Source organism: Microcystis sp. M20BS1 (genome assembly GCF_020245305.1).
GTDB lineage: Bacteria > Cyanobacteriota > Cyanobacteriia > Cyanobacteriales > Microcystaceae > Microcystis > Microcystis ichthyoblabe_A.
The window spans coordinates 1-9,942 of sequence record NZ_JADBUZ010000034.1 but is presented as its reverse complement, the minus strand read 5'-3'; the positions used below and the strand labels follow the sequence as shown (position 1 = coordinate 9,942).

Annotated in this window: 10 protein-coding genes and 1 pseudogene; 5 read left to right on the top strand and 6 right to left on the bottom strand. The window is 44.4% G+C overall.

What is annotated here, in order from left to right; genetic code table 11:
• Window positions 1–414 precede the first annotated feature (414 nt).
• A complete protein-coding gene (locus IM507_RS03545) occupies window positions 415–1,308 on the top strand; it encodes a formylglycine-generating enzyme family protein (protein WP_287636617.1) in 894 nt (297 codons plus the stop codon).
• A 226-nt stretch (window positions 1,309–1,534) separates the two neighbouring features.
• On the top strand, window positions 1,535–1,909 hold the full coding sequence (locus tag IM507_RS03540; protein WP_002735682.1) for a putative quinol monooxygenase: 375 nt from the start codon (window positions 1,535–1,537) through the stop codon (window positions 1,907–1,909).
• A gap of 147 nt (window positions 1,910–2,056) precedes the next feature.
• Here the strand turns inward: IM507_RS03540 and IM507_RS03535 are convergent.
• From IM507_RS03535 to IM507_RS03525, 3 genes and pseudogenes are all read right to left on the bottom strand, one after another.
• Window positions 2,057–2,374: pseudogene (locus IM507_RS03535) on the bottom strand (hypothetical protein); the annotation flags it as partial.
• Window positions 2,375–2,548: 174 nt separating this feature from the next.
• Complete coding sequence (locus IM507_RS03530) at window positions 2,549–2,755, bottom strand: hypothetical protein (RefSeq protein ID WP_002737153.1); 207 nt, start codon at window positions 2,753–2,755, stop codon at window positions 2,549–2,551.
• A gap of 51 nt (window positions 2,756–2,806) precedes the next feature.
• Window positions 2,807–2,980: a DUF5615 family PIN-like protein gene (locus IM507_RS03525; protein WP_272014022.1), complete on the bottom strand. Its 174-nt coding sequence runs from the start codon at window positions 2,978–2,980 to the stop codon at window positions 2,807–2,809.
• A 311-nt stretch (window positions 2,981–3,291) separates the two neighbouring features.
• On the opposite strand from IM507_RS03525, the gene IM507_RS03520 reads away from it, so the two are divergent.
• Both IM507_RS03520 and murJ read left to right on the top strand, forming a co-directional pair.
• Entirely contained in the window at window positions 3,292–3,828 is a 537-nt protein-coding gene (locus IM507_RS03520) for a hypothetical protein (protein WP_069475280.1), read from the top strand.
• Entirely contained in the window at window positions 3,773–5,500 is a 1,728-nt protein-coding gene (gene murJ / locus IM507_RS03515) for a murein biosynthesis integral membrane protein MurJ (protein ID WP_287636615.1), read from the top strand. Before IM507_RS03520 ends, murJ begins: the two co-directional genes overlap by 56 nt.
• A 41-nt stretch (window positions 5,501–5,541) precedes the next feature.
• On the opposite strand, the gene IM507_RS03510 is transcribed toward murJ, so the two are convergent.
• The 3 genes from IM507_RS03510 to IM507_RS03500 are packed head-to-tail and all read right to left on the bottom strand — an operon-like array spanning window position 5,542 to window position 9,445.
• Window positions 5,542–6,192, bottom strand: a complete 651-nt coding sequence (locus IM507_RS03510; RefSeq protein WP_069475282.1) for a hypothetical protein — start codon at window positions 6,190–6,192, stop codon at window positions 5,542–5,544.
• A 41-nt stretch (window positions 6,193–6,233) separates the two neighbouring features.
• Window positions 6,234–7,514 carry a histidine--tRNA ligase gene (gene hisS / locus IM507_RS03505; RefSeq protein ID WP_123229958.1) on the bottom strand — a complete coding sequence of 427 codons (1,281 nt, stop codon included), beginning with the start codon at window positions 7,512–7,514 and terminating at the stop codon, window positions 6,234–6,236.
• Window positions 7,515–7,534: 20 nt separating this feature from the next.
• Window positions 7,535–9,445: a heavy metal translocating P-type ATPase gene (locus tag IM507_RS03500; protein ID WP_069475284.1), complete on the bottom strand. Its 1,911-nt coding sequence runs from the start codon at window positions 9,443–9,445 to the stop codon at window positions 7,535–7,537.
• A 6-nt stretch (window positions 9,446–9,451) separates the two neighbouring features.
• Between IM507_RS03500 and IM507_RS03495 the strand changes: the two genes are divergently transcribed.
• Complete coding sequence (locus IM507_RS03495; RefSeq protein ID WP_024971306.1) at window positions 9,452–9,760, top strand: hypothetical protein; 309 nt, start codon at window positions 9,452–9,454, stop codon at window positions 9,758–9,760.
• The last annotated feature ends 182 nt before the right edge of the window (window positions 9,761–9,942 follow it).

The following is a 9,942-nucleotide window of genomic DNA, read 5'->3' as shown; positions in this document are numbered from 1 at the left end:
TCTTTTCAGAGGTTTGGGTTTTCTCTCAATAACGGAGGGACAGAGGTGGTTAGCTGAACGTTGGGAAAAACTGATAGTTTTATCGACGTAAGAAGCAGAAAAATTAGCTAAATTAACAGGATGTACTCTCAGACAATTTCACGAGAGATAGGCTTTTAGTGGCTTGGAAACAGGCTTTATCAATCTATTCATAATAAATATTGGCAGAAGATTAAAGATTAATTATTGTGACTAACTCTTTTGATTAGAAAAAGATAAACTTGAGAATCCTCGATCAAATTTATTGACTCAAAATCAGCTATACTTAATTTAAATGAATCAACCCTACCTTATCAAGGGGGGATTAAGGGGGGATCGAACCCAAAATCCATCTTCAATTTAATTATAACCAGCTACTTAACCGCTTCAGAAAAAATGACTAAATTAATCATTCACCGACAGCAACGAGAAGCACAATATTACAGCGAGAATTTAGGGGAAGACATTAATCTCGACATGATGCTTATCCCTAGCGGTTCCTTCCAGATGGGAACCCCAGATCAAGAAATAGAAAGACTCTGTAAAGAATACGATCGAGACTATTTCCAAAGAGAAAGTCCTCAACACACCGTTAATATTTCAGCTTTTTTCATGGGACGCTATCCCATCACCCAAGTACAGTGGCGAGCGATCGCCGCAACTGCTAAAATAGACATCGATCTAGAACTAGAGCCTTCCCACTTCAAAGAGCCATATCAAGAGCAGGATAGATGGACAAGACCCGTAGAACAAGTCAACTGGGAGCAAGCAACAGAATTCTGTAAACGACTATCAAGGGAAACAAAACGGGAGTATCGGCTACCGAGTGAGGCAGAATGGGAATATGCCTGTAGAGCGGGGACAACAACCGCCTTTCATTTTGGGGAGACGATTACCACAGATTTGGCTAATTACAGAGGAACTGATTGGGAAAGAGACAAAAAAGTTTATCCAGGGAATTATGGAAGGGGACTAAAAGGCATCGATCGAAAACAGACGACACCAGTAGGCTATTTTAAGGTAGCTAATGCCTTTGGACTGTACGATATGCACGGAAACGTTTGGGAATGGTGCGAGGACGATTATCACCCTAATTATCAAGGCGCACCCACGGATGGGAGTGCTTGGATTAGCAAGAACAAATCTACTACAAAAGTGCTGCGGGGCGGTTCCTGGGGCAGCGATCCTTATTTCTGCCGTTCCGCGATTCGCTTCAGCTGCTTCCGCCGCGGCCTCCGCGACTTCAATTTCGGTTTTCGGGTAGTCTGCGTATTCGGGAGGACTCTGTAACCCTTTTCCTCTTTTTTCCCTTTTTACCCTTGTTCGATTTTTTTGGGCAAATGTACTATATATGTACTATAAAGGGATTGAGAGAATGATCTCTCTTTTGTCAAAGTGGGTTGAAATCTTGATTTCTCCTAGCCTGAAACGACGTAAATTCGTTAAAATTTTCAAGACTGACAGAAGAGACCACAAACGCGAGGTATCCCTCCGCACCACCTAAAAGGAGAATCTAATGTTCAAAATCGATACTTGCTGTACCCTCGTACCCTACTTTGAAGTACCAGAAGGAAAAATTGCTGCGTTCAAGGAACTAAGCCCCAAGTTCATTGAGAGAACCCGCACCGAAGAGGGCTGTATCCATTATGCTTTTTCCTTTAGCGGCAATATTCTTCATTGCCGCGAGGGTTACGTCGATGCTTCCGCAGTTCTTGCCCACCTGCAAAACGTCGGGGAACTGCTAGACGAACTTCTCAAAATCGCCAAGATTATTCGCCTAGAAGTTCACGCTCCCGCTGCCGAAATCGAAAAGCTGCGGGAGCCGTTGGCTTCTCTTAACCCTCAGTTCTTCATTCTCGACGAAGGTATTCGCCGCACCAGCGAAGCCTAACCCCAGACTGACAGAAAAGAGAAAAAGTAAACTAGAGAGTATAAATAAAGGATCCTTGTCCCCCATTATCCCTAGATTCTGGTCTCTTCTCTGAAAGAAACAAAAAAGCACCCCCTCGTGGGAGTGCCTTTTCGTTCAGACTAGGAATTAACCATTGATAGCAGGAGCGGTCAGAGCTACAGGAGCCTGTTCACCACTAGCCAAGTCTAAGGGGAAGTTGTGAGCGTTGCGCTCGTGCATTACTTCCATACCGATACCAGCGCGGTTTAACACATCGGCCCAAGTACCAATCACACGACCTTGAGAATCGAGAATCGACTGGTTGAAGTTGAAACCGTTGAGGTTAAACGCCATGGTGCTAACACCCATCGCCGTAAACCAGATACCGATTACCGGCCAAGCACCTAAGAAGAAGTGCAGGGAGCGGCTATTGTTGAAAGAAGCGTATTGGAAGATTAAACGTCCGACCGAGGTAGCAGAAGACACCTAGTAAGAAGTGGAAAATGACTAACTGGTAGGGACCACCGTTGTATAACCACTCACACGTCATCTCCATCAACCCAAAGAATCAACACAGGTCTTTTTTTTGATGATGTACCATCAGTAAATAGAATTTTGGCAACCCAGAACTCACCTCCTTTAATAATCGTCATATAAACCTTCGTCTTCTGAGGCATAACTATTCAGAAAAGAAGAATGAAGGCGATCGCTAACTAAGGTTTTGGGCTGAATAGTAATCACCCACTTCCCTTTACCAATTCCTTGCACAATAGAACTGGGAAGATTGAGTTGCTCCCCTTCTTCAATTTCTACTTCAAAAGCTAATTTTAATAACTGATTTTTCATAAAGCAAAAACACCTATAATATTGGAGATGTTAGCACAGCGCGTAGAAGCATCAGCGATCGCCATCATCAAAAGTGAAAATAACTCGGCCTTGCAATAAAGCATAAGCTAACTGTTCCTCATCAGAAACCCCCATTAGCTCTTTCTCTGAAGACATTGTAACATCAATCCCTCGCATCCTTAAACCTTTGGCGATCGCGTTAGAAACCCTTTTATCTAGTGCGATCGCTTTAGTCTTGTCAACTGCGATCGCTGGTGGGCATTGTTAAGTTTTCTTGAACGGGGGATTTTTGTAATCAAGAGTAGAACCATCAATATTTATGGTTCGGTTGGCTCTTGGTATGATACGAATGTCTATGGAGAAATGGGTGTTATACATTCCAGTCAAATTAAATTTGACAACTAGCGATCGCTTTTCTACGGGAACAGAGAATTAGATAAAAAATACTAATATTTTGTCGCCATCAGGTTCTAGCCGCAATTCAATTGAGTATAAAATGATCTCAGAAAAAGCCTCCAGAAAATGTCAAATCAACCATGAAAAAAATTATTTTGATTTCTAGTCTATCTTTGACAATGGTAGTCGGTACTTCCTGGGCAAAACCCAATATAGTTTTGGCTCAAACTTGTAATTACTTTGCCGGAACTGCTGTGACGGGAAAAAGCGTTAACATCGATTTATGTTCAATTGTTCCGGCTAGTTCGCGTAGTGTTGACTTTGTTTATTATTTAGGAAATCAACGACTGGTTAGCCAAGCTAATTGTGATAACGGAACTTGGACGACTTTTCCCGAAAGACAAATTCATCGTCCCCGCTCTCAGGCGACTCAAACAATGCTAGAGGTGGTGTGTAGTTACAGATTTAATAGTTCTCAATCCACATCAAGAATCGCTACAGCAATAGTGTTTTCTCCACCATCAAATGTGAGAACATCCCCCAATGGCAATATCATCTGTTCAGTCAGAGAACGTAGAACCATCAATATTTATGGTTCAGTTGGCTCTTGGTATTATACGAATGTCTGTGGGGAAATGGGTGTTATACACTCCAGTCAAATTAAATTTGACAACTAGAGAGCGCTTTTCTACGGGAACACAGAAACGGGTAGAATCGATCAATGCAGTTGTTTTCTTTCGAGGTGTCGTCATTAATAAGAAAGCTACCCGTTCCTTAGCCGGTATTGCCGGAATTGTCGCCGTTGCCACCTTAATCAGTAAGGTTTTTGGTTTAGTCCGCGAACAGGTAATCGCCGCTGCCTACGGTGTCGGGCCGGTGGTGAACGCCTACGCTTTTGCCTACGTTATCCCCGGTTTTCTGTTAATTCTCCTCGGTGGCATTAACGGCCCCTTTCACAGTGCTTTGGTCAGTGTTTTGGCCAAAAGAGATAAATCCGAGTCCGCGCCGATTGTCGAGACTGTCACCACCCTAGTCAGTGCGATTTTATTAACTGTCACCGTCTTTTTAATCGTTTTTGCCAATATTTTTATCGATGTTCTCGCTCCCGGTTTAGATGCCGCCACCCGCAGCATGGCCATTCAACAACTGCAAATTATGGCCCCCATGGCGGTTTTAGCTGGTTTAATCGGCATCGGTTTCGGTACTCTCAACGCGGCGGACCAATACTGGCTACCGAGTCTCAGTCCGCTTTTTTCCAGTGTGGCGGTGATTATCGGGGTGGGTTTGCTGGCTTGGTTTCTTGGCGATCGCATTGATGAGCCGCAATATGTGCAACTGGGGGGTTTTGTCCTCGCCGGTGGTACTCTCGTCGGGGCGCTCTGGCAATGGTTAGCACAAGTGGGCGCACAAGTCAAGGCAGGTTTAGGAAAATTAATATTTCGTTGGGATTGGCGGATACCGGGGGTGTCGGAGGTGTTGCGGGTGATGATTCCGGCCACCTTATCTTCGGGAATGTTGCATATTAACGTTTATACTGACCTCTTTTTCGCTTCTTTTATCGAAAATGCCGCTGCTTCCATGCGTTACGCCAGTTTTATCGTTCTCACGCCCTTGGGCATCATGTCTAACATGATTCTCGTGCCGTTTATGCCGATATTTTCTCGACTGACGGAACCGGAAAATTGGGGAGAATTGAAGCAAAGAATCCGTCAGGGTTTATTATTGACGGCTTTAACCATGTTACCCTTCACCGCTATCTTTATCGCCCTCGCTTTCCCGGTAGTGCGGGTTATCTATCAACGGGGTGCCTTTAATCTGGCTGCCTCGGAACAGGTGGTTCCCGTATTAATGGCCTACGGTTTCGGGATGTTTTTCTATCTCGGTCGCGATGTTTTAGTACGAGTGTTCTATGCTTTGGGTGATGGCGAAACTCCTTTTAAGGTGAGTATGGTAAATATTTTTCTCAATGGTGCGCTGGATTTCCTCTTGTATAGACCTTTTGGTACTCCGGGGATTGTTTTAGCAACCGTGGGGGTTAATATCCTTTCTATGGGCATTTTTACGGTGATTTTAAATCGTCGTTTAGGAGGTTTACCTTTGGGAGAATGGGGTTTATCCTTATTGGGATTAACGGTAATTACAATGCTTTCTGGTGTTGCTAGTTGGGGAGCTAGTTGGGGATGGGAAAAGGTTTTCGGTGCTGGTAATATTTTCCTACAATTATTACAGTTAGGTTTTGCCTCAACGGTAGCGGTGGGTTTATTCCTCCTCGGTGCGATGTTATTGAAGTTACCTGAATTAGACCTGTTAATCTCGCGAGTTCGTCAGAAGTTCTTGAAAAAATCTTAGGTTTAAGTTGCTGCCTCACCTCATCATTACATACTATCAGGTTATTTATTTTTAGGAATTGGGGGCAGTTGCGGTGATTTTCGGCGAGAATTAGAACCGGATATTTTCGGGGGTAGGGGTGCAGAATTGCGATTAGATAAACTTTGAAGGCTCTTTTTCATATTAGCAGGTTCCGGCAGTTCTAGAGTTACCCCTTCCCCAGCAGTCATTGTTTCCTCTGGTAGGCATAAATCAAAAACAAACGCAGAATTATTAGTTAAATCGGCCAGTTCTAATTTTACCATTTCTCGAGAGGATTCTCGTGCTAAGAAAGGTTCAATTTCGGTTTTAATTAACTGTTCTAATTGAGCCAGATAATTGATCTTAACAGGAGTAACAATTAAAGTTAACATTTCTTGCCAACCTTGCCCCCCTAATTCGGCCAAAATATCCCCATAACAGCGAATTTTCCAGCTACCTATTCCTAAATCTCGATAGGAAAAAATTTCCAGCCACCTCCCAGCATCCGATCGATAATAATGGGTATATCGTTCACTACTTTCGGGAGATTCGTAATCGATACGCACTTCAATATGAGCAAAAGGAGAATCCAGACGGGCCAAAAGACGATAGTTTCCCGAGACAATTTCTAGGGAATTAGTAGAAATTGTGCGTCCGTGATTTTCCCCTTGTTTTTGCAGTATAAATTCCATAATCCTAGCCTAGGCCTAATGTTTGGCCATGACGCTAAAACTTAGGATTTGTGCCGGGAGATTTGCGCTTTTAATTCCCCTGCTTGTGTCAGTAAATCCGCTTGGGTTAGACTAATTTGTTCTTGGGTGGCCATCCATTTCAGTTGTACCGTGCCATTTTCAGCCTCAGCATCCCCCAAAATTATACAGCCCACGGCCTTAGCTCGATCGGCCCGTTTAAATTGTTTCCCGAAAGCGCTGCCGCTTAAGTCTAACTCAACGCTAAACCCCAATCCGCGTAATTGTTGCGCTAACACCACACTGCGGGCCTCAGCTTTTTCTCCTTTGGAGACGAGATAAAAATCGGGAACCAAAAAAGATAAAGATTGCTTTTGTTGTAATAATATAATCAGACGTTCTAAACCGATCGCCCAACCCACTGCCGGCGTGTCTGGACCGCCTAATTGAGCTATTAAACCATCATAACGACCACCACCGCAAACCGTAGCTTGAGCGCCTAAATCATCGGACTGAATTTCAAAGGCCGTATGGGTGTAATAGTCCAATCCGCGCACTAAAGAGGGATTAAGATTATAGATAACTCCCAAATCGGTTAGTAAAGATTGCACCCGTTCAAAATGCTTTTGAGAATCACTACCGAGATGTTCAAGAATACTGGGGGCATTCTTACAGATAATCTTGGTTTTCTCGTCCTTACTATCCAAAATTCGCAGGGGATTTTTTTCTAATCTCTGTTGAGAATCCGCGTCTAAATCAGCTTTGTAGGGAGTCAAATAATCTAGCAGGGCCTGACGATAATTTTGCCTATCTTGGGCATTTCCCAGGGAATTAATATCTAATTTTAGGTTTTCTAGCCCCACAGCTTTTAATATCTCGCTGGCAAGGGTAATTACTTCCACATCCGCCCTAGGGTCATCAGTTCCCAACAATTCGACCCCAATTTGATGAAACTGTCGCTGCCTACCCGCTTGCGGACGTTCATAACGAAACATCGGCCCCTTATACCAGAGTCTTTGTACTCCTCCGGCGGCCTGTAATTTGTGTTCAATATAGGCGCGAACGACCCCAGCCGTTCCCTCCGGTCGCAAAGTCAGGGAACGTTGACCGCGATCAAAGAAAGTGTACATTTCTTTACCTACCACGTCCGTCGCTTCCCCGATACCCCGTTCAAAAAGTTGCGTCTGTTCAAAAATGGGAGTTCGTATCTCTTGATACAGCGCAGTCCCTAAAATTCTGGCAGCAGTTTCCTCTAACCACTGCCAGTAACCGACCTCCGCCGGTAAAATATCTTTTGTGCCTCGGATTGCCTGGATTTCGCCCATAGTTCTCTGTATTTTTATCCCTATTTGAACAATCTTAAACCGCTTAGAGTCACTAATACCGTCGATCCTTCATGACCGATAACACCTAGAGGTAAAGTTATATCACCGGCAAAATTGGCTATTAGCAATATGCCGATAAACGCGAGGGCGAAAGTGATATTCTGTTTAACAATGCGATTGGCACGACGACCAAGGTTAATCGCGCTGGGAATTTTGGCTAAATTATCGGACATAAGGATAATATCGGCCGTTTCCAGGGCCACATCACTACCAGCTTTTCCCATGGCAATCCCCACATTAGCCATAGCTAAAGCGGGCGCGTCATTAATGCCATCCCCCACCATAGCGACAGTGTGATATTTTTCTTGCAGATTTTGGATAACGGTTAACTTATCTTCGGGGAGTAAATCAGCGTAAACCTCCTCAATGCCGAGTTTTTCAGCGACTTGATCGGCACTTTGTTGATTATCACCCGTAATTAAAACGATATGTTCGATACCGATCTTTTTTAGCTGCTTCACCAGATTAACTGCCGATTCCCGCAGGGTATCGGCCACGGCGATCGCCCCGATTATCTGATTCTCTTGTACTACCCAGACGAGGGTTCTGCCTTCTTTTTGTAAACGTTCGCGGATAGCTAAAATATTCTGGTCAAGATCAGTAATATGGTCACGAATATAGGTAAAATTGCCCACAGATACCGACTTATCGGCAATTTTTCCCGTGATACCCCGTCCCGATACCGCTTGCACCTGATTAGCACTGAAGAAATTTATACCACGTTCCCTGGCTGTGGCGGTAATAGCGGATCCGATGGGATGTTCCGAACAGGATTCTAGGGATGCAGCCACCGCTAACACCTCATTTTTGCTGACTGCATGGATAGGGATAATTTCCACCACTTGCAACTTACCAAGGGTGAGAGTGCCGGTTTTATCAAAAGCGATCGCTCGTATGCGGCCGATCATCTCCAATCTTGCGCCATTTTTGAATAAAATCCCCTGTTTTGCCCCGTTAGCGATACCCGATAACAAAGCTGGCATAATCGAGGCCATTAAAGCACAGGGAGAGGCCACCACGAGAAAAATTAAAGCCCGATAGATAGTGGTTTCCCAGGTCCAACCCCAGAAAAAAGGCGGTAAAATCCCGAAAATTAAGCCCAAAATCACGATAATTTTCGCATAACCTCGCTCGAAACCTTCGATAAACTCTTGGGAGGGAGGGGATTCATTTTGCGCTTTTTCTACCAAACGAATCACCCTCTCAATTAAGCGACTTTCGGGGGGAGTTTCCACCTTTAAACGTAGCACTCCCGCACCGTTGAGAGTTCCCGCAAAGACTTCTTCCCCGATGGTTTTATCCACCGGAAGGGATTCTCCGGTAATTGGCGCTTGATTGATGGGACTGTTTCCCTCCATAATAATGCCGTCAATGGGGATTAATTCACCCGGTTTGACCAAAACTGTATCACCGATCTGTAATTGCTTGATAGGAACCTCTTTTTCCCTGTCTCCCGTGATTAATCTAGCAGTATCGGGAGTCATGGCCATGAGAGAACGAATATTGCGATCGGTTTTTGCCATGGCAATCTGTTCTAAAGCGCCACTAATAGCGAAAATCAGGATTAAAACGGCTCCATCGATGATGAGATAGTAATTACTATCCCAGAGTCCCAAAATCGCCGCCCCCAAGGCCGCTACAATCATTAACAGGTCCACATCTAGTTCTTTTTCCTCCCATAAAGTCGTCAATCCTGCTTGGGTACTCTCGTATCCTCCCACCACATAGGCGATCGCTAGTAGGATGAAAGCTGGGCCGATCAGGTTAAAGTGTAGGCATAACCAACCAAAAAAGACTAAAATAGCGCAAATTCCTGCGGCAACTGCCGAGGAATACTCAGAAAACCAAGAGGACGAGATACTCTGAATCATGGATTGATGGCAATTACTTTTCTCCCCATTCTAGAAAAAATTAGATCGATGCAGAAAACCCCTAGGACGTTATCCCCTGCAGCCAACCTAGCTGATAATAATTGGAATTTTGCCGAGGTTTGGATCGATCCGCTGCTATCTCCTCCCTATATCTTGCTTTTACTGGCTGAATCTTCAGGAAACTATCGCGTGTACGATCCCTCTGAGGGTTATCAGGTGGTATTTACCGGTGCGAGTTACGAGGAAGCGGAAAATTGGCTACTAGAGGACGAATTTGAACCGGTAGAGGGACGACTTTCGCCAGTAGAGATATAATTTCCTTATCTTCCTTTCCGCTTTTCTTCGATGCTATCCTTACTAAAAAAGCGATGGAATTGGCTAAAATCGCTCTTTATTGGCAGTCTGAAGGCAATTAACCCCAAAAAAGTCAAAAATACTCCTCCAGAAGCCAGCGACGCACCAGAGGGATAGACCGAACTCATGAAAACCGACACGAT